This is a genomic window from Nakamurella leprariae (assembly GCF_016918035.1).
Lineage (GTDB): Bacteria > Actinomycetota > Actinomycetes > Mycobacteriales > Nakamurellaceae > Nakamurella > Nakamurella leprariae.
Map to the genome: position 1 here is coordinate 40,099 of NZ_JAERWK010000015.1, position 18,940 is coordinate 59,038.

Below are 18,940 nucleotides of genomic sequence, written 5' to 3' on the forward strand. Positions count from 1 at the left end.
CCGCTGGACGCCGGGAGATCGGCGCCGATCGGGTCATTCGCGCGGTGGATCCGCCGGTGACTCGCCGGACGGCGGCGTCGGCGAGGTGGCGTCCGGACGGTGCGGAGGCGCCGCGGCGGCGGAACGCTGCCGGTCGAGACCGGCGTGCTGTCGACCGATCAGGTCCACCGCCCGCTGCAGCGCAGCGCGGGACCGCTCGATGCGTTCGGCACTGCGGCGGAGCATGTCGGCGACCCGGTCGAGCTCGTCGACGAGATGGACCGACATCGCCTGGTCGTCGTCACCGACCCCGTCGTCGGGGTCGGGGTCGGGCCCGGTCGCCCGCCGACCGAGTCGCCGGTCCCGGTGGTCGGCGGCCTGCTCGCGCCGATCAGCCTGCTCCTCGCGGGCGTCAGCCTCCCGTTCGCGCCGGTCGGCCCGCCGTTCCCGTTCGTCGGCGCGCCGTTCCCGTTGATCGGCCCGGCGGTCGCGTTCGTCGGCGACCAGGTCACGGTCGTCCGCGCGACGGTCCCTGGCGTCGGCGGTCCGCCGCCGGGCGAGCTGCTCCGCTTCGGCGGACGCCGGGGCGTCACCGCTCGGTCCGGGCGCGTGCTCCTCCATGCCTCACTGTGGCAGAGCAGGGCGGCGGACGAGCGGTCGGTCGCCGGCGATCAGCCGTCGGCCGGCCAGGCGTCCAGCACGGCCCGCCCGCGCGGCGAGATCCGGTAGCCCACGGCCAGCGACTCGGTCAGCCCGAGCTCCTTGAGCTTGCGGACGTCGCGCTTGAACGTCACGGTGTCCCGGCCCAGCCCGGCGGCCAGGTCCGGGGCCCGCACCTCGGGCTGGTCGGCGATGAGGGCCAGCACGGTGCGGGTCCACGGGCCGCGCGGCGAGCTGCGGTCCAATCGCTCCAGCCGCGAGCGGAGTGCCGCCAGGTCCCCGGGTGAGAGACGGTCATCAGCGCGCAGCGCGATCCGGGGATCCTCGCCCGCCCAGCGCAGCCCGATCCGGTAAACGGGGTGCTCCGGGCGGCGAGCCAGCAGGTCCAGCAGCGCCGCGCGGGTCGCACCGGCCCGGGACGCCTCCGCGTCGGTGATGGCCTCCAGGTCCACCCGGTCCACCGAGGTGACCTCGAGCAGGCCGACCCGGGTGCGCATCCGGGTGCCCACCAGCAACCGGGGACGGTCCCACCGCCGGAAGGCCAGGTCGATCGTGCCGGCTCGGATGGCGTCGAGTTCCGCCGGTCTGATCTGCACGGAACCTCCAGCGGTCGGCCGTTCCGAGGCCCGATCGACGGGTCCGCGGATCCGGGCAGGACTGTCCCACCAGCCGGGTCGCCGGTCCAGGCCGGCGATCATCTCCGGGGAGGCGGCCGTGCCCGGTTGGATCACCGCGCGCATCATGGTGCCCCATGCGGGTGAAGCTCCGGGTGCGTGCGCGGATCGACGACGCGCGACGACGGCTGCGCCGGTCGGCCGGGATGCCGGTGGTCACCGCCCGGCTCGGTCCGTCGGCCCCGACCGCACCGGACGCCGCTGCCGGCCCGATCGTCGACCCCGCGGTGCTGGACGCGCGGCTGGTGGAGATCGACTGGGCCCGGTTGCCGGGCGGTACGGTGCGTGATCGGTTCGACGCGCCCAGCGGTGCCCTGGCCCGGATCTCACTGGGCCCGGTCGACGGGCGGCGGATCGTGCTGGTGCCCGGCGTGACCGGGTCCAAGGAGGACTTCCTGATCATGTTCCCGCTGCTCGCGGCGGCCGGGTACCGGGTCGAGGCGTACGACATGGCCGGGCAGTACGAATCGGCGGGGGCCGGTCCTGAGCACCGGCGGCCGCCGGAGCGGCACTACTCACTGGAGCTGTTCGTCGACGACCTGCTCGCCGTGCTCGCCGACGGCGCCACCCCGGCACACGTGCTGGGCTACTCGTTCGCCGGCACGGTGACCGCGGCGCTGGCCGTCCGCCGGCCCGAGCTGTTCGCCAGTCTGACCCTGCTCAGTGCGCCCCCGGTCCCGGGTCGGTCGCTGGGCGCCTTCAAGCTGGTGGGTCCGCTCATCGGGCATGCGAACCCGGGACTGGCCGCGCGGGTGATGATCTGGGGACTGCGACTGAACGTGACGCGGGTCGTGCCGACCCGTCAGGCGTTCGTGCGGAGCCGGCTGTCGGTGACCCGGCGGAGCAGTGTGGCCGACGTGATGGTCCTGCTGTCGCACGTGCCGGACCTGCGAGCGGCGCTGCATGCCACGGATCTGCCGATGCTGGTCGCGACGGGCACCGGGGACCTGTGGTCGGTCGGTCGGCACGCCGGCTTCGCCGGGTCGATCGGCGCCGAGTTCGTCGCCTACCCGACCGGCCACAGCCCGTGCGAGACCACGCCGCACCAGCTCGTGGCCGACCTGCTGCGCCTGTTCGCCGCGGCGGAGCGGCGCGCGGCCTGACGACCGTCATCATGGGTGGCGCGGTCGGATCCCCCATCTCTCAGCAGGAGCAGGCATGAACAGCAGGTCGTCCACCACCCGCACGGAGCCGATCCGTGGTTGATCCAGGAACGGCTCCGGTGCACGCCTGGATCGACGCGTCCGCGGGTGTGGCCGGGGACATGCTGCTCGGCGCCCTGCTCGACGTCGGCGCCGATCGGGACGCGGTGCAGCGCCACATCGACGCCGTGCTGCCGGGTTCCGTGCGGATCAGCGCCGGTCCGGTCACCCGCGCCGGTCTGCGCGCGACCAAGGCTGACGTCGACGTGCTGGTCGACGACCCGCCGCACCGCACCTGGCGGGACATCCGCGCCCGCCTGGTCGGGGCCGACCTGCCGGCCGCGGTGCGCGATCCCGCCCTGGCGGTGTTCGCGAGGCTGGCCGAGGCCGAGGGTCGGGTGCACGGGATCCCCGCCGACCGGGTGCACTTCCACGAAGTGGGGGCGTTGGACTCGATCGCCGACGTGGTCGGCACCTGCGCCGCCCTGCACGATCTCGGGGTGGACGTGGCCGGCGGCGGGGTGACCGCCGGAGTGGTCGCGGTCGGGTCCGGCCGCACCTCCGCCGCCCACGGCGACCTGCCCGTTCCCGTGCCGGCGGTCGCGGAGCTGTCCGCGGGCTGGCAGGTCCGGGCCGGCGGACAGGGCGAACTGGCCACGCCCACCGGGATGGCGCTGGTCACCGCGCTGGCCAGGACCTGCACCGGACTGCCACCGATGTCGGTGCAGGGGACCGGGATCGGCGCCGGGACCCGCGACACCCCGGGCCGCCCCAACGTCGTCCGGGTGGTGCTCGGTGTGCCGCAGACCGGGGGCGTCCCGACGGACGACGGTGAACGCACGGTGGTGCTGGAGGCCAACGTCGACGACCTGGATCCGCGGCTGTGGCCGGGCGTGCTGGCCGCGCTGCTGCGGGCCGGAGCCCTGGACGCCTGGCTGACCCCCATGCTGATGAAGAAGGGGCGTCCCGCCCACACCGTGTCCGTGCTCGGCCGGCCCGATCGGGCGCCGGCGCTGCGCGACGAGCTCTTCCGGCAGACGACGACGATCGGCATCCGGCAGGCGGACTGGCAGCGGTTCGCGCTCCCGCGGGCCTTCGTCGCGGTGCAGCTGGACCACGGGGTGGTGGCGGTCAAGATCGCCCACCGCAACGGCGAGATCGTACGCGCCACACCGGAGTTCGACGATGTCGCGGCGGTCGCCGAACGGTCGGGTCGGCCGGTTGCCACCGTGCTGGCCGAGGCGGTCACGGCCGCATCGGCAGCCGGTCTCCGGCCGGGCGAGCCGGTGCCGGCCGGCGCGACGGCCGAGCGCCCCCGCTGACGGTCCCGGGGCGGTCAGGGTGAGGTCGAGCGCGGGCCCCGGTCGGCGCACGTCCGGTTCCGCGCCGCGACGATCGCGGCCCGCCGCCGCAGCACCCGGCCACCGCGGACGTTGACCCAGATGGTGCCGAAGCCCCAGCCGACCCGGCGGGCCAGGCCGCGCACCGACGCGAACGGGCGGGCCGAGATCGGCATGGCCAGGGTCGGGTCGAACCGGATCCGCATCCCGGGACGGATCCGGAAGCTGATGTCGAGATCGTCGTGCACGCCGGTGATGTCGAGGTGCAGGCCGGGACGGAGCAGTGGCCAGGCCGCGGCCCGGACGGCTGAGTTGGAGCCGAACAACGGGGGATGGCCGAGCAGCAGGCCCATCGACCAGAAGTACCCACCCAGGTAGAGGCGTTCGCCGAGCACCCGGGCGATCCGCCGTCCGCCGTAGAACCGGCCCGGCCCGGTGAGCCCGACCAGCTCCGGGTCGTCGGCGAAGGCGGTCGCCACCCGGGCCAGCCAGTCGGGGTCCGGACGCGAGTCCGCGTCGATCCGGGCCAGCACGTCCACCCCGGGCAGCGGTGATCCTCGCGGGTCGTCGAGCGCGTCGAACCCGCGCACGGTGGCCGGCAGGATGCCGCGGCGGGGTTCGTGCACCACCACCGCGCCGGCCGCGCGGGCGACCGCCGCCGACTCATCCACCGACCCGTTGTCGACCACCACGATCCGGTCCGGCGGCCGGGTCTGCCGGGCTAGCGCGGCCAGGCAGGCCCGGAGCATGTCGGCGTCGTCCAGGACCGGGATGACGACCGCGACGCACACGCCGGCGGCCGGTCGGTCGGGACGGGGCCGGCCGGCGAGCCCAGTGCTCAGGCGCGGACCACGACAGCGTACGAGCCGGCGCCGATCAGCCGCGCCGCGTCCACGGTGCCCTGGTCCAACAGCAGCTGCTGCACCTGACCGGTGGCCGGGTCGAACTCCACGTCGCGCAGGATGCCCAACTCGACCCCGGCGGTGGAGAGCACCCGCTTGCGCAGCAGGGCATGGTCCTTGCCGGCCTGTTCGGCCAGCGGGCCCTCCGCCGTCACGATCATCGCGCCGGCACCGACAGTCACCGCGTCCCGGCCGAAACCCTGGATGTTGGCCCAGGGCAACGTGTCCCCCGCACCAGGGGTCCTGCCCAGCTCGAGGCCGATGATCTGCTGGGCGGCCGGGTCGACGATGAACCCGTCGACCCGGCCCACGGTGGCGGCGGCGTCGGTGGCGACGACCTTGTGGCCCTTGGCCTCGGAGAACAGCATCAGCGGTCCTGTCCGTCGGAGGTGGCCGTGCGGGTGGGGAGGCCCGGGTCGGGCACCGGGTCCACCGCTCCGGCATCGGGGGTGTCGGCCGCGCGGCGCCAGCGTCCGGACGAGGGGTGCGCCGGCTCGGCGGGCGCGCCCGGCGCCGGCGCGGCGCCCTCGGGCGGGAAGAACACCTCGTTGAGGCTGCGCGGCTGACCGGCGGGATCGGGTGCGCTCAACGGGGACGGCTCGTCCGCACCGGCGGTCTCCGGGACCGGCACGGGGGCGGCCGGCACTGGTCCCGAGGTTGCGGGCCCGCTCGCCGGCGACGAACCGGCCGGCGACGATCCTCCGGCGCTGGGGGCCGGGTCGACCGGCACCGGAGCGGGCTGAGCCTCCGGTGCGGCGACCGGCGCCGGGGTGGCGACGGGCGCGGGATCGGCGACGGGCGCGGGATCGGCAACGGGAGCCGGGGCGGCGACCGGTGCAGGCGCCGCGACCTGTGCGGGACTGGTCGGCGGTGCCGCTCCGGTCGCCGGCTGACCGCCGACCGGACCGTGGCCGAGCCGGGCGCGGAAGTCGTCCACGGCCGCCCCGAACCCGGCCAGGTCCTCCCGCACGAACTCCCGGGCCGCGGCGGGCACGATGAGGTGCTCGCCGGAGGCCGCCAGGGTGTCCGGCAGCGGGATGAGCAGCCGGTTCTTGCCGCGGCCCAGTGCTTCCGCGGGGTCGATCTCGTAGCCGACGACCTCGGCGGTGGGGGCGCCGGTCCCGGTCGGCTCGCCGACCTCGATGACCACGTCGACCACCCGGCCCAGGGCCATGCCGTCGTCGGTGAGCACCTGTGAGTCGAGCACATTGCCGGCCCCGGCCGCGCCGCCCGCGACGCCGGATCCGCCGGCCAGCAGTTCCGCCGTGTCCACCAGCGCCGACTCGTCGGCGATCATCACCGCGTCGGGGCCCAGACCGACGACCGCCGGCCACGGCACCGAGGTCTTCAGCGGGCCGGCGAACAGCCCGCGGCCGGCGAGGGTGAAGCCCTGCACGTCCCCGGTGGTGCCGTAGACGATGTCCTTGACCTGCGCGACCGCCTCACCGGCGAAGGTCACCACCGGCTTCTTGGCGATCTCGCTGGATCGCAGCAGCACGGTCATCGGTCGCCACCGCCCCGCGGCTTCCGGTCGTCGGCGATGATCACGCCGCCCGCCCGCCGGCGGGCCTGCACGGCCACGACCGCACCCACGATCGCCGCGACGACCACCACGACGATGATCAGCCAGACCCACCACTCCATGGCGCACCCCGATCGAACGATCCGTCACGACCAGCCCGGCCGACCATGATCGGCGGGTCCGTCCACGACTCTATCGGCCGCCCCGGACAGGCGCCCGGCCTCGGTGCCCACCAAGACCGGACACCGACGACAGATGACCAGTGACCCGTCGGCGCCCGACTGAACCAAGGCCCCGATCACTCGCCGATCCACGTCCCGATCCGGCACCCGTTCGGCGCCCGGCTCCGGTCCGGCGGTGTCGGTCGCGACGTGGCGGGGACGGAGCCGGTGGTTGGTTACCCTTCCACGCGGAGGCGTGTCCGAGTGGCCGAAGGAAGCCGCCTTGAAAGCGGCCAGGTGTAACAGCCTCGGGGGTTCGAATCCCTCCGCCTCCGCCACCTGCGGCCACGTGGTGCCCGACCGGCGCTGCCGTCGCACCGAACGTCGTCCGTACCGTGCCCGGAGGTCTGCAGTCCATGCGCGTCACCCTCATCGGAGCCACCGGCTTCGTCGGTTCCCACCTGCTCGGCGAGCTGCTCGACCGCGGGCACGACGTCGTCGCCCTGGTCCGGGACCCGGCCCGGGTGCAGTTGCCGAGTCAGCTCGGTGCGGAGGCCTTCCCGTCCGCGCTGACCCTGGTCACCGGGGACGCGACCAGCGCCCAGGACCTGGCCCGCGCCGCGGTCGGCACCGATGTCGTGGTGTCGGCCTTCAACGCCGGGTGGGACAACCCCGAGCTCCACCGCGACTTCCTGGCCGGGTCGAGGGCCATCGGCGAGGGCGTGGCCGAGGCGGGTGTCGACCGGTACGTGGTGATCGGCGGCGCCGGTTCGCTGCGCGGGCCGGACGGTACCCAGCTGGTGGACGGACCGGACTTCCCGGCGGCGATCAAGCCCGGCGCCACGGCCGCCCGCGACTACCTGGTTGAGCTGGCCGACGAGCCGATCCTGGACTGGACCTACGTCTCGCCCGCGGTCGAGATGGGCCCGCACTCGCCGGGCGAGCGCCGGGGCAGCTACCGGCTCGGTGACGACGAGCCGGTGCTGGACGCCGAGGGCCGGTCGCGCATCTCCGTCCAGGACCTGGCCGTGGCCGTGGTCGACGAGCTGGAGAACCCGGCGCACTCACGGCGCCGCTTCACCGTCGGCTACTGATGCGGGCCCTCGACACGGCGCGGGTCTCCGGTGCGCACCCCTGATCCCGGCTCGACCCGGTGAGCTGGGCGGAGATCCTGCTGCTGGCCGTGGCCGGCGTCGCCTCCGGCGCGATCAACGCCGTGGTCGGTTCGGGCACGCTGATCACCTTCCCGACGCTCATCGCCTTCGGTGTGCCACCGGTGGTGGCCACCATGTCGAACGCGATCGGGCAGGTACCGGGCGGGTTCTCCAGCACCTGGGGCTACCGCCGGGAGCTGGCCGGGCAGTGGCCTCGGCTGCGCTGGCAGCTGCCGGCGTCGCTGACCGGCGCGGTGGGAGGCGCCTGGCTGCTGCTGCACCTGCCGGAGCAGGCGTTCCGCACGGTCGTCCCGGTGCTGCTGGTGATCGCGCTGGTGCTGGTGGTGGTGCAGCCGCTGCTGCAGCGGTGGTTGCGGCGACGGGCGCTGGCGGCCGGCCGGGACGCCTCGGTGGTCGGCCGCGGCCGGATGATCGCCCTGGTCGCCGGCACCTTCGCGGTCGGCGTCTACGGCGGCTACTTCACCGCCGCGCAGGGGATCCTGCTGGTCGGGGTGATGGGTGCGCTGGTGACCGACTCGGTGCAGCGGCTGAACGCAGCCAAGAACCTGCTGTCGCTGGTGGTCAACATCGTGGCCGCCGGGGCGTACACGCTGGTCGCGTTCGACCGCATCGACTGGGCGGCCGCGGGGATCATCGCGGTCGGCACGCTGATCGGCGGGTACGTCGGCGCGAGCGTCGGCCGGCGGCTGCCGCCCGTGGTGCTGCGGGGGTTCATCGTGGCGCTCGGCCTGGTCGCGCTGTGGCGGCTGCTGGTCTGAGCCCGCCGGTGGGTACCCATCGGCGCAATCGGGGCGCGGCGATGCGGTGATCCAGGGATCCGCGCCTCTGATGATCAGGTGCGCCGGGGATCACGGGCGCATCCGCGCACCGGACGCGCAGCGTCGGGACCGGCGCCGCCGCTGCGCCCCGGATGTGCCGCCGCGACCCGGATGTGCCGCCGTGGCCGGACCGCGGCTCGGCCCGATCTAGCGACCCGGCCCGGCCAGGTCGGCGGCGAGCGTGACCGCAGCGGCCCGCAGTGCGGGGACGGCCCGGTCGATCAGGTCGGTCGTCATCCGGGCGGTGGGTCCGGACACCGACACGGCCAGCCGGGGCAGCGCCGGCGCCGGCCCGGACGGGATCGCGACGGCCACGCACCGCACCCCGAGCTCCTGCTCGCCGTCGTCCACCGCCCAGCCCTGCCGGCGTACCTGCTCGAGATGGACGGCGAACTCGGTGGGATCGGTCAGCGTGTGCTCGGTGTGTCCGGGCATGCCGGTGCGGGTCAGCAGGGTGAGCACCTCGGTCGGCGGGTGGCCGGCCAGCACCGCCTTGCCCACCGCGGTGGCGTGCGGCAGCACCGCTCGGCCCACCTCGGTGAACATCCGCATCGAGTGCCGGGACGGCACCTGCGCGACGTAGACGACGCGGTCGCCGTCCAGCGAGGCCAGGTTGGCCGTCTCACCCAGCTCGTCGACCAGGGCGGTCAGGTGCGGCCGGGCCAGCGCACCGAGCATGGCGCCGGTCCCCTCGGCGAGCAGCGCGACCCGCGGCCCCAACCCGTACCGGCGGGTGGGATCCTGCCGCGCGTAGCCGAGATCGACCAGGGTGCGCAGCATCCGGTGCACCGTCGGCACCGGGAGACCGACGCCCTCGGCCAGCGCGGCCACGCCCATCGGGTCGGGGGACGCCGCCAGTGCCTCGAGCAGCGCGAAGGCCCGGGCCAGCGACTGCACGCCGCTGGTCACCGGTACTGACCACCCCTGGTCGACGATCCGGTCGACCACCTAGACTCCACGAAGCAGAATCTACATTCCACGATGTGGAATCAGCTCAGTCAGCGGGTCCGCGTCGGCGCTGCCGTCATGCGCCGGACACACGGTCCGGGCAGGCTGGACGCCGGCCGAGGGAAGCGGGGAGCGAGATGACCAGGACCGAGCCCGACGCAGGAGCCGGCGGCACGACCGGGGGTGTGCAGGTCACCGGCCCCGAGGTGCCCGGCCTGCCGCGAGTGCTCACCCCGGACGCGCTGGCCTTCCTGGCCGGACTGCAGCGCGCTTTCGGCGCCCGCCGGGACGAGCTGCTGGCCGCGCGGGCGCGCCGGCGGGCCGAGGTGGCCCGCACGGGGCGGCTCGACTTCCTGCCCGAGACCGCCGCTGTCCGGGAAGGGGACTGGACCGTCGCACCGTTCCCGGCCGACCTGCAGGACCGGCGGGTCGAGATGACCGGCCCGACCGACCGGAAGATGACGATCAACGCGCTGAACTCCGGCGCGAAGGTGTGGTTGGCCGACCTGGAGGACGCCAGCACCCCGCACTGGCACAACGTCATCGGCGGGCAGGTCAACCTGGCCGACGCGATCCGGCGGGACATCAGCTTCACCAACGAGGCCGGTCGTGAGTACCGGCTGCGGACCGACGCGCCGCTGGCCACCATCGTGGTGCGCCCCCGCGGCTGGCACTTCGACGAGGAGCACATCCGCGTCGACGGCACCCCGATGGTCGGCGCTCTGGTCGATTTCGGGCTGTACTGCTTCCACAACGCCGCCGAGTTGCTCGAACGCGGCAGCGGGCCGTACTTCTACCTGCCCAAGATGGAGAGCCATCTCGAGGCGCGGCTGTGGAACGACGTCTTCACCTGGGCGCAGGAGCAGCTCGGCATCCCGTACGGCAGCATCCGGGCCACCGTGCTCATCGAGACCATCCCGGCGGCGTTCGAGATGGACGAGATCCTGTACGAGCTGCGCGACCACAGCTCGGGGCTGAACGCCGGCCGGTGGGACTACCTGTTCAGCATCATCAAGGTGTTCCGCGACTCCGGACCCGACTTCGTGCTGCCCGAGCGCAACGTCGTGAAGATGACGGCGCCCTTCATGCAGGCCTACGCCGAGTTGCTGGTGAAGACCTGTCACGCGCGCGGGGCCATGGCCATCGGCGGCATGAGTGCGTTCATCCCGAGCCGCAAGGACGCCGAGGTGAACGCCCGGGCGTTCGCCCAGGTGCGCGCGGACAAGGAGCGGGAGGCGGGGCAGGGCTTCGACGGTTCCTGGGTGGCCCACCCTGATCTCGTGCCGGTGTGCCGGGAGGTGTTCGACGCGGTGCTCGGCGACCGGCCCAACCAGGTGGAGCGGCAGCGGGACGACGTGCAGGTCACGGCGGCCGACCTGCTGGACATCAAGTCCACCCCGGGGGCGATCACCGACGCCGGCGTGCGGTCCAACGTGGAAGTGGCGCTGCTGTACCTGGAGTCGTGGTTGCGCGGCTCCGGTGCGGTCGGCATCCACAACCTGATGGAGGACGCCGCGACGGCCGAGATCTCCCGGTCCCAGCTGTGGCAGTGGGTGCACAACGGCTCGACCACGGACGACGGCGAGGTCATCACCACCGAGCGGGTGCGCCGCACCATCACCGAGGAACTCGCGGCGATCCGTGAGCAGGTCGGCGAGGCTGCGTTCACCGCCGGCCGGTTCGCCGCAGCGGCGGAGATCCTCCAGGCCGTCGCGCTGGACGACGAGTACGTCGACTTCCTGACCCTGCCGGCCTACCGGGCGGTGTCCTGAGATGGCGTTCGACGACGCGGACCTGGGCGCGCTGCTGGCCCATCTCGACCTGCGGCTGGCCGCCGCCGATGCCGAACTGGCTGCCCGCTTCCCCGGTCACCGGGGCGAGCGACAGCCGGTGTCCACGGTGTACGTGCCGGCCGACCGCTACGACGCAGACACGGTCACGAGCTGGGGGGGCGCGGCGCGAGACCTGTTGCAGCCGTACGTTTCTGATCCGGCGGTGTTCGCGGCGGCGACCGGGCTGCCGGAGCCGCTGCTGGCCGCCGTGCTGCCGCGGGTGCTGGCCAAGCTGACCACCGAGCCGATCGAGGACCTGAGGATCGACTTCGAGGACGGCTACGGCCACCATCCCGACGAGGTGGAGGACGCCGCGGTGCAGGCGGCGGCGGCCGCGCTGCGGACCAGCCTGGACGCCGGCGCCGCCGCACCGTTCGTGGGCATCCGGTGCAAGAGTTTCGAGGCGCCCACCCGGGCCCGCGGCGTCCGCACCCTGGTCGGCTTCGTCACCGCCCTGACCGCCACCGGTCCGTTGCCGGCCGGACTGCGGATCACCCTGCCCAAGGTCACCTCGGTGGATCAGGTCGAGGCCATGGTGCAGGTGTGCCGCCATCTGGAGACCCGACTGGCGCTGGCGGACGGCACGATCACCTTCGAGATCCAGGTGGAGACGCCGCAGTCGGTCATCGGACCGGACGGCGGAGTACTGGTCGCGCGGATGATCCACGCCGGGGACGGCCGGGTCACCGGTCTGCACTACGGCACCTACGACTACTCGGCGTCCTGCGGGATCGCGGGCCAGTACCAGAGTCTCGAGCACCCGGCCGCCGACTTCGCCAAGTCGATCATGCAGGTGGCCGCGGCCGGCACCGGGGTGCTGGTCAGTGACGGGTCCAGCAACGTGCTGCCGGTGGGGGACCGCGACGCGGTGCACCGGGCCTGGCGGCTGCACGCCCGGCTGGTCCGCCGGTCACTGGAACGCGGTCTGTACCAGGGGTGGGACCTGCACGCCGGACAGCTGGTCACCCGGTACGCGGCCAACCACGTGTTCTTCGCCGAAGGACTGCCTGAGGCCACCACCCGGGTGCGGGCCTGGCTGGACCGACAGGACTCCGGGTTCCTGGACGAGCCGGCCACCGCGATCGCGCTGGCCGGCTTCCTGGCCCGCGCGGTCGACTGCGGCGCCACCGACCTCGCCCACGTCCAGACCACCACCGGCCTGGACCGGGCAGGATTGCTGCGACTGGCCCGGCGTGCGCCCGAGGCCACCCCTGAGGAAAGGTCTTCGCCCGCGTGACTTCCGCCGACTTCCGGTTGCTGCCGGATCTGGCCTCCCGGTTGCTGTCCGGCAGCGTCGTGTACGCCAACGACGAGCTGTTCGCCGAGAAGGAGAACCTGATCAAGCCGACGCCGTCGGCGTTCTCGCCGGAGTTCGGCCACAAGGGCAAGATCTACGACGGCTGGGAGACCCGGCGCCGGCGCGGCGGTCCGGAACGGCACGACCAGTTCGACCATGCCATCGTCCGGCTGGGCACCCCGGGAGTCGTGCACGGCGTGGTCGTGGACACCGCCTGGTTCACCGGCAACTACCCGCCGACCGTCTCGGTGGAGGGCGCCTCGATCACCGGGTTCCCCAGTGTCGACGAGCTGCACACGGTGACGTGGACGCCGCTGGTGCCCCGCTCGCCGGTGCAGGGCGACACCGAGAACGAGTTCAGCGTCACCGATCCGCACCGCTGGACGCACATCCGGCTGCGCATCTACCCGGACGGCGGGGTGGCCCGGTTCCGCGTGCACGGCGTGCCGGTGCCCGATCCGCGGCTGCTCACCGGCACCGTCGACCTGGCCGGTGTGGAGCTCGGCGGCACCGTCGTCGACTGCTCGAACCGGTTCTACTCGTCGCCGGCCAACCTGCTCCTGCCCGACCGGCCTCGCCACATGGGCGAGGGATGGGAGAACTCGCGGCGCCGGGACGACGGCAACGACCACGTCACCGTGCGGTTGGGTGCGCGGGGCGTGATCCGCCGGGTCGAGCTGGACACGTCGTGGTTCGTCGGGAACGCGCCCGGCGAGGCGCAGGTGCGCGGGGCCGACCTGTCCGGGCTGGACGGGCCGGCGCTGACGGCGGCGCTGGCCGACCCCGATCCCGGCTGCTGGCGCACGATCGTGCCGAGGACGGCCCTGCAGATCGACACCCGCCACCTGTTCGGCGCAGACTCCGACGAGCCGGTCAGTCACGTCCGGGTCGACGTCTACCCGGACGGCGGGCTGGCCCGGGTGCGGGTGTTCGGCGAGGTCGACCCGCAGACCATGGCCACCCTGCATGAGCGGTACGAGGCCGGTCGCCCGCCCGGTCACCTGCGGGCGGCCGCGACCGGCTTCTGATGCCTCGGCGACGGTAGGCCAGCAGCAGCACCCCGGAGGCCAGCGAGGCGGCGTCGACCAGGGTCAGGTCGAGCATGTCCGGCCGCTCCGGCCAGACCCGGTCGCCCGAGCCCAGGACCCACCGGGAACACCTGCAGGCGCAGCTCGTCGACCGACCAGGCGAGCAGCAGTCCGTGCACCAGCGTGCGGCTGCCCGCGACCAGGATCGGCGCGCCGTCGTCGGACTCGTGCAGGGCGCGGACCGCGTCGAGATGCCGCACCACCGTGGTGTTCGCCCACTCCGGGTCACCGAGGGTGGTGGAGCCGACGACCTTGTCGATCGAGTTGATCGTGTCCGCCATCACGCCGGTGCGCTGCGGCCATGCATCACGCCGTCCAGCGAGACGAACTCGCTGACCACCACCCTGCGCACGACGCCTCCCGGCGGGTCCTGGGCACGGCTGGTCCGCACCCCGTTCTGCCCGGACTGCCGGGTCGCGCCGAACTCATCGGGTCCCGGTCAGCCGACCGGGGCGGTCTGGCTGCTCAGCACGGCGGCCACGGCGTCCAGGGCGCCGGGGACGAGCGCGTAGTACGCCCACACCCCGCGCTTGTCCCGCGTCAGCAGGCCGGCGTCGACCAGCACCTTGAGGTGGTGCGACACCGTGGGCTGGGTCAGGCCGAGCGGCTCGGTCAGGTCGCAGACGCACGCCTCGCCACCGTCGTGGGCGGCGACCATCGACAGCAATCGGAGTCGGGCCGGGTCGGCCAGCGCCTTGAGTGTGCGGGCCAGGTCGGCCGCCGTGGCGGCGTCCAGCGGCGCCCGGACCAGCGGCGCGCAGCAGGCCGGGCCGAGCAGCGGAAGCGAGCGCGGACCGGCCATGGGGCCAGTGTGCCCGACGCATTGACAGCCGTCTATGCATGGGGCAGGGTCGCCCATCGACGGTCATCGATGGAGGCGAAGCACATGACTGAGGTCGGCACGGTGCGGCGGTCGGTCCGCGAGCGGTACGCCGCCGTGGCCGCCGCGGTCTCGGACAGCTCGGCGACCGGCTGCTGTGGGCCGACGTGCGCAGCGCGGGAACTCGACGACCGCGGGGTGTTCGGTGCCGGACGGTACGACCCGGCGGTCACCGCCGGCCTGCCGGACGAGGCGGTGTTGGCCAGCCTGGGCTGCGGCAACCCGCTCATGGTGGCCGAACTCCGCGAGGGCGAACGGGTGCTGGACCTCGGGTCGGGCGGTGGCATCGACGTGTTGCTGTCGGCGGGCCGGGTCGGGCCGAGCGGGCGCGTCTTCGGGGTCGACATGACCGCCGAGATGCTCACTCTGGCCCGGGCCAACGCGGCGCGGGCCGGCGTGAGCAACGTCGAGTTCCTGGAGGGCCGGATCGAGGCGGTCCCGCTGCCGGACGGTGCGGTCGACGTCGTCATCTCCAACTGTGTGATCAACCTGTCCACCGACAAGCCGTCCGTGCTGGCCGAGATGTTCCGCGTGCTGGTGCCGGGCGGCCGCATCGGCATCGCCGACGTGGTCGCCGAGAACCACCTCACCCCGGCCCAGCGGGCCGAGCGCGGCTCGTTCGTCGAGTGCATCGCCGGGGCGCTGTCCCGGGCCGAGTACCTGGACGGTCTGGCGGCGGCCGGGTTCGTGGACACCGACGTGGTGTTCACCCACGAGGTCGCACCGGGCATGCACGGCGCGATCATCCGCGGGGTGAAGCCGCTCGCGCGGGCGACGACCGATGCCGGTCCGGCCTCGGAACCGGAGTGGCGCGGACTGCTGCCGCTGAGTCAGGTGGGCGCGGCCGGCGGGTGCTGCTCGAGCGGCGACCAGGGCAGCTGCTGCGGGGCGTCGGCCGAGGACGGGTGCTGCGGCGGCTCGACGGGTCCTGCCGGTTCCTGCGGGTGCCGGTGACGCCCGCCCCGAACGGCACGGAGGTGCCGGTCGCGCGGCGACTCCCGCTCGACGCGGTCCGGCCGATCCGGGACGAGGTCCGGTCCAGGGTGGAGGCGCTCATCGCCGAGCTCACTCCGGAGAACGGGCCCGCAGCAGGTCGATGAACTCGTCGGCCATGTCGAGCTTGCGGGCCAGATCCGCTCGCTGCTCCTCGGCGCGGACGATGTACTGCCGCAGGCGTTCCCGGGCGTCGGCCGCCGCCGCGTCGTCCTCGGCGAGATGGTCGACCAACACCAGCAGCTCACCCATCTCCTCGAGGGTGAAGCCCAGCGGCTTCATCCGGCGGATGAGCAGCAGCCGGTCGACGTCCGACTCGGTGTAGAGGCGGAACCCGCCGTCGGTGCGTCCCGACGGCGGCAGCAACCCGACCTCGTCGTAGTGCCGCAGGGTGCGCAGGGACAGCGCGGTGCGTTCGGCGACCGCCCCGATGTGCATCGTGACCTCGCCGGTGCGCTCGCCGGCCCGCACAGCGCCCTGATCGCTCATGCCGACATCGTGCCCTGCGTCGCGATGTGTCCTGGCCCTCGTGTCCTCGACCCTACCCTGACGTGAGGGTAGGGTTCCGGTCCGGTGGTGATCGCCGATGCGGCGCCGCGCCGCCCCGCGCACCGACGCGCGTGCTTCCTGCTGCCGTCCCCGCCGCACCGGCGCACGACGGCTCCGACTGCTGCGAACCACGAAGGAACCGCGTGTCTCGACGTGCTGATCGGCCGGCCCTGGGCCGCCCTGCCACCGCGACGTCCTCGCCGAGCGTCCCTGAGGCCGACCGGTCGTTCTCCGTGCTGGCCGCGCTGCGGTCGCCGCGGCGGCTGCGGACGGAGGTGCTGGCCGGGCTGGTGGTGGCGCTGGCGCTCATCCCGGAGGCGATCGCCTTCTCGATCATCGCCGGCGTCGACCCGCGGCTGGGCCTGTTCGCGTCGTTCACCATGGCCGTCTCGATCGCCTTCCTGGGCGGGCGTCCGGCCATGATCTCGGCCGCCACCGGCGCGGTCGCGCTCGTGGTCGCCCCGGTCGTGCGCGACCACGGGGTCGACTACCTCATCGCCACCGTCATCCTGGCCGGCGTCATCCAGGTGCTGCTGGGTGTCCTCGGCGTGGCCAGGCTGATGCACTTCATCCCGCGGTCGGTCATGGTCGGGTTCGTCAACGCCCTGGCCATCCTGATCTTCACCTCGCAGCTGCCGCACCTCATCGACGTGCCCTGGCCGGTGTATCCGCTGGTCGCGGTGGGCATCGCGATCATGGTGATGCTGCCGCGGTGGACCACGGTGGTGCCGGCGCCGCTGGTGGCCATCGTGCTGCTCACCGCGGCGACGGTCACCGCGGCGATCGCCGTGCCGACCGTCGGTGACGAGGGGGCGCTTCCCGAGTCGCTGCCGTCGCTGCTGTTCCCGGACGTGCCGCTGGATCTCGAGACGCTGCGGATCATCGCGCCGTTCGCCCTGGCCATGGCCCTGGTCGGGATCCTGGAGTCACTGCTGACGGCCAAGCTGGTCGACGACGTCACCGACACCCACTCGAACAAGACCCGCGAGGCGTGGGGTCAGGGCGTGGCCAACGTCATCACGGGGTTCTTCGGCGGCATGGGCGGCTGCGCGATGATCGGCCAGACGATGATCAACGTGAAGGTCTCGGGGGCTCGGACCCGGATCTCCACCTTCCTGGCCGGGGTCTTCCTGCTCGTGCTGGTCGTCGGCCTGGGCGACGTCGTGGCCATCATCCCGATGGCCGCGCTGGTCGCCGTGATGATCATGGTGTCGGTCGGCACCTTCGACTGGCACTCCATCCGCCCGGCCACCCTGCGCCGGATGCCCAGGTCCGAGACCGCGGTCATGGTGGCCACCGTCGCGGTCACGGTGGCCACCCACAACCTCGCCTACGGCGTCATCGTCGGCGTGCTGGTCGCCATGGTGCTGTTCGCCCGGCGGGTGGCCCACCTGACCACCGTGACCCGGATCGACACCGGTCCCGACCGGGACAGTGACCCGGCCGGGCGCCGCGTCTACGCCGTCGAGGGTGAGCTGTTCTTCGCCTCGTCCAACGACCTGGTGCACCAGTTCGACTACGCCGGCGATCCCGACGAAGTGGTCATCGACCTGTCCCGGGCGCACCTGTGGGACGCCTCGACGGTCGCCACCCTGGACGCCATCGAGCACCGGTACGCCACCCGTGGCAAGCACGTCACCATCGTCGGGATGAACGCCGACAGCGCCCAGCGGCACGACCGGCTGGCCGGGAAGCTGGGCGCCGGCCACTGAGTCGAGGCGGCGGTGGTGGCGTTGGGCACCGCGAGTCGGCCGAAGGCCGCAGCCAGCTCGGGCGGGTCGAGGACCTCGACCGTGCCGTCGCCGGCGAACGGCCGGACTTCGAAGGCCGGCCGGTGCAGCACGACGGTCCCGATGCACGGCCAGGTGTCGTGGGAGTCGGATCCCATGGACCGGACACCCACGAACGCCGCCACGTCGCCGCCGCGCACCTCGCGCGGGATGAAGCCCGGACCGTGCGGAACGCGCGGCGCGATGCGATCGGCACGGAAGATGCGCCAGTCGTCGCGGTCCAGGTCCCACGCCACCAGGTACCACCGGCCCGAGGTGACCACGAGGTTGCGCGGCTCCACCTGGCGCGGCGGCGGATCGGCGGATGAGTCCCGGTCGGCGTATCCGAACCGCAGCACCTCCCGCGCGCTCCTGGCGGAGGACACCGCCCGGCGCACCTCGGGGTCGACCGGATCGCCGGGTCGGCCGCCGGGGACGGCGGTGAACTCGAGAGCGTCCAGTCGGTGGCGGAGCCGGGACGGCATCACCTGCCGCACGGTGGTGAGCGCGTGCAGCGCGGCCTCCTCGATGCCGGCCCCGGTCACGGTGGCGGCCTGCAGGGCCATGGTCAGCGCGACGACCTGGTCGTCGTCGAACAACAGCGGTGGCAGCTCGGCACCGGCGTCGAGGCGGTACCCCCGTCCGGGCCCATCGTCGCCTCGATCCGGTAGCCCATCTCGCGCAGCCGGTCGACGTTCCGCCGGATCGTCCGGTGACTGACGTCCAGCCGGCCGGCCAGCACCGTGACCGGCCAGCCAACTTCCGCGGCGACGCCCGGGCGGCGCTGGAGTTTCTACCGGTCGGTCTTCGGTGGCCGGTTGACCGTCTCGACCTACGGTGACTTCGGGATGCCCGCCGAGGCCCCGGGCGCCGACAAGGTGGTCTTCGGGCAGGTCCTGGCCGACAACGGGTTCACGGTCATGGCGTACGACATCCCAGGTCAGAGCGGTGGTTCCGCCGCGACCGGCTCGACCCGACGCGAGCACGGCGTGACCATCACCGACCAGCCGTTCTTCGTCTCGGTGAACGGCTCCAGCCTGGACGAGGTGCTGGCTTCGGCATGCTCACCGATCGGTTCGGTGTCACCTGGGTGCTCGGGGTGACGCCGGCGGACAGCCAGGGGTGACACGGGCGCCGGTAGCGTCCCACGCGTGGGACCGAGGAGCGCCGGCGGCACGGCGAGCGAAGCGGAGCCGCCGCCCGACCCGCAC

19 protein-coding genes, 1 tRNA gene and 2 pseudogenes are annotated in these 18,940 nt (G+C 73.6%); 11 read left to right on the plus strand and 11 right to left on the minus strand.

What is annotated here, in order from left to right; translation table 11 throughout:
• Positions 1 to 33: 33 nt before the first annotated feature.
• Complete coding sequence (locus JL106_RS11475; RefSeq protein ID WP_205260864.1) at positions 34 to 600, minus strand: hypothetical protein; 567 nt, start codon at positions 598 to 600, stop codon at positions 34 to 36.
• A gap of 50 nt (positions 601 to 650) precedes the next feature.
• Entirely contained in the window at positions 651 to 1,235 is a 585-nt protein-coding gene (locus JL106_RS11480) for an ASCH domain-containing protein (protein WP_205260865.1), read from the minus strand.
• A 155-nt stretch (positions 1,236 to 1,390) separates the two neighbouring features.
• Between JL106_RS11480 and JL106_RS11485 the strand changes: the two genes are divergently transcribed.
• Together JL106_RS11485 and larC are read left to right on the plus strand one after the other, a co-directional pair.
• Positions 1,391 to 2,416: an alpha/beta fold hydrolase gene (locus JL106_RS11485; RefSeq protein WP_205260866.1), complete on the plus strand. Its 1,026-nt coding sequence runs from the start codon at positions 1,391 to 1,393 to the stop codon at positions 2,414 to 2,416.
• Positions 2,417 to 2,511: 95 nt separating this feature from the next.
• On the plus strand, positions 2,512 to 3,777 hold the full coding sequence (gene larC, locus JL106_RS11490; protein ID WP_205260867.1) for a nickel pincer cofactor biosynthesis protein LarC: 1,266 nt from the start codon (positions 2,512 to 2,514) through the stop codon (positions 3,775 to 3,777).
• Positions 3,778 to 3,791: 14 nt separating this feature from the next.
• On the opposite strand, the gene JL106_RS11495 is transcribed toward larC, so the two are convergent.
• From JL106_RS11495 to JL106_RS11510, 4 genes are read right to left on the minus strand one after another with little or no spacing between them, the layout of a single operon-like run.
• The gene (locus JL106_RS11495) at positions 3,792 to 4,586 is read right to left on the minus strand and encodes a glycosyltransferase family 2 protein (RefSeq protein WP_205260868.1); all 795 of its coding nucleotides are present in this window, start codon (positions 4,584 to 4,586) and stop codon (positions 3,792 to 3,794) included.
• Between the two features lie 47 nt (positions 4,587 to 4,633).
• Positions 4,634 to 5,065 (minus strand): PRC-barrel domain-containing protein, encoded by a 432-nt coding sequence (locus JL106_RS11500; protein ID WP_205260869.1) that lies wholly within the window; start codon positions 5,063 to 5,065, stop codon positions 4,634 to 4,636.
• Positions 5,065 to 6,201, minus strand: a complete 1,137-nt coding sequence (locus JL106_RS11505) for a PRC-barrel domain-containing protein (RefSeq protein WP_205260870.1) — start codon at positions 6,199 to 6,201, stop codon at positions 5,065 to 5,067. Before JL106_RS11505 ends, JL106_RS11500 begins: the two co-directional genes overlap by 1 nt.
• Entirely contained in the window at positions 6,198 to 6,341 is a 144-nt protein-coding gene (locus tag JL106_RS11510) for a hypothetical protein (RefSeq protein WP_205260871.1), read from the minus strand. The genes JL106_RS11505 and JL106_RS11510 overlap by 4 nt, the downstream gene beginning before the upstream one ends.
• 289 nt (positions 6,342 to 6,630) lie before the next feature.
• Between JL106_RS11510 and JL106_RS11515 the strand changes: the two genes are divergently transcribed.
• The 3 genes from JL106_RS11515 (at position 6,631) to JL106_RS11525 (ending at position 8,313) form a co-directional block, all read left to right on the plus strand.
• Positions 6,631 to 6,718 (plus strand) — tRNA-Ser (locus tag JL106_RS11515).
• A gap of 78 nt (positions 6,719 to 6,796) precedes the next feature.
• Positions 6,797 to 7,474, plus strand: a complete 678-nt coding sequence (locus JL106_RS11520; protein WP_205260872.1) for an NAD(P)-dependent oxidoreductase — start codon at positions 6,797 to 6,799, stop codon at positions 7,472 to 7,474.
• Between the two features lie 59 nt (positions 7,475 to 7,533).
• Complete coding sequence (locus JL106_RS11525) at positions 7,534 to 8,313, plus strand: sulfite exporter TauE/SafE family protein (protein ID WP_328842132.1); 780 nt, start codon at positions 7,534 to 7,536, stop codon at positions 8,311 to 8,313.
• 207 nt (positions 8,314 to 8,520) lie between these two features.
• Here the strand turns inward: JL106_RS11525 and JL106_RS11530 are convergent, their stop codons facing one another.
• Entirely contained in the window at positions 8,521 to 9,321 is an 801-nt protein-coding gene (locus JL106_RS11530) for an IclR family transcriptional regulator (protein ID WP_328842134.1), read from the minus strand.
• A 137-nt stretch (positions 9,322 to 9,458) separates the two neighbouring features.
• On the opposite strand from JL106_RS11530, the gene aceB reads away from it, so the two are divergent.
• The 3 genes from aceB to alc are packed head-to-tail and all read left to right on the plus strand — an operon-like array spanning position 9,459 to position 13,478.
• Positions 9,459 to 11,093 (plus strand): malate synthase A, encoded by a 1,635-nt coding sequence (gene aceB / locus JL106_RS11535; RefSeq protein WP_205260873.1) that lies wholly within the window; start codon positions 9,459 to 9,461, stop codon positions 11,091 to 11,093.
• Position 11,094: 1 nt separating this feature from the next.
• Positions 11,095 to 12,390 (plus strand): DUF6986 family protein, encoded by a 1,296-nt coding sequence (locus JL106_RS11540; RefSeq protein ID WP_205260874.1) that lies wholly within the window; start codon positions 11,095 to 11,097, stop codon positions 12,388 to 12,390.
• Positions 12,387 to 13,478 (plus strand): allantoicase, encoded by a 1,092-nt coding sequence (gene alc, locus JL106_RS11545; RefSeq protein WP_205260875.1) that lies wholly within the window; start codon positions 12,387 to 12,389, stop codon positions 13,476 to 13,478. The genes JL106_RS11540 and alc overlap by 4 nt, the downstream gene beginning before the upstream one ends.
• Here alc and JL106_RS11550 read toward each other — a convergent pair.
• Both JL106_RS11550 and JL106_RS11555 read right to left on the minus strand, forming a co-directional pair.
• Positions 13,448 to 13,819, minus strand: coding sequence for a dihydrofolate reductase family protein (locus tag JL106_RS11550; protein WP_205260876.1), 372 nt, complete (start codon positions 13,817 to 13,819; stop codon positions 13,448 to 13,450). The two genes, alc and JL106_RS11550, sit on opposite strands and share 31 nt — an antisense overlap.
• A gap of 158 nt (positions 13,820 to 13,977) precedes the next feature.
• Complete coding sequence (locus JL106_RS11555) at positions 13,978 to 14,340, minus strand: ArsR/SmtB family transcription factor (RefSeq protein WP_205260877.1); 363 nt, start codon at positions 14,338 to 14,340, stop codon at positions 13,978 to 13,980.
• Between the two features lie 84 nt (positions 14,341 to 14,424).
• On the opposite strand from JL106_RS11555, the gene arsM reads away from it, so the two are divergent.
• Entirely contained in the window at positions 14,425 to 15,372 is a 948-nt protein-coding gene (gene arsM / locus JL106_RS11560; RefSeq protein WP_205260878.1) for an arsenite methyltransferase, read from the plus strand.
• Between the two features lie 111 nt (positions 15,373 to 15,483).
• Here arsM and JL106_RS11565 read toward each other — a convergent pair whose 3' ends face one another.
• The gene (locus tag JL106_RS11565) at positions 15,484 to 15,900 is read right to left on the minus strand and encodes a MerR family transcriptional regulator (RefSeq protein WP_205260879.1); all 417 of its coding nucleotides are present in this window, start codon (positions 15,898 to 15,900) and stop codon (positions 15,484 to 15,486) included.
• 230 nt (positions 15,901 to 16,130) lie between these two features.
• Between JL106_RS11565 and JL106_RS11570 the strand changes: the two genes are divergently transcribed.
• Positions 16,131 to 17,672 (plus strand): SulP family inorganic anion transporter, encoded by a 1,542-nt coding sequence (locus JL106_RS11570; protein ID WP_205261015.1) that lies wholly within the window; start codon positions 16,131 to 16,133, stop codon positions 17,670 to 17,672.
• Between the two features lie 2 nt (positions 17,673 to 17,674).
• On the opposite strand, the pseudogene JL106_RS22525 reads toward JL106_RS11570, so the two are convergent.
• Positions 17,675 to 18,483: pseudogene (locus tag JL106_RS22525) on the minus strand (helix-turn-helix transcriptional regulator); the annotation flags it as partial.
• Here JL106_RS22525 and JL106_RS11580 point away from each other — a divergent pair.
• Positions 18,442 to 18,855 (plus strand): annotated as a pseudogene (locus JL106_RS11580) (VOC family protein). The pseudogenes JL106_RS22525 and JL106_RS11580 sit on opposite strands and share 42 nt — an antisense overlap.
• The last annotated feature ends 85 nt before the right edge of the window (positions 18,856 to 18,940 follow it).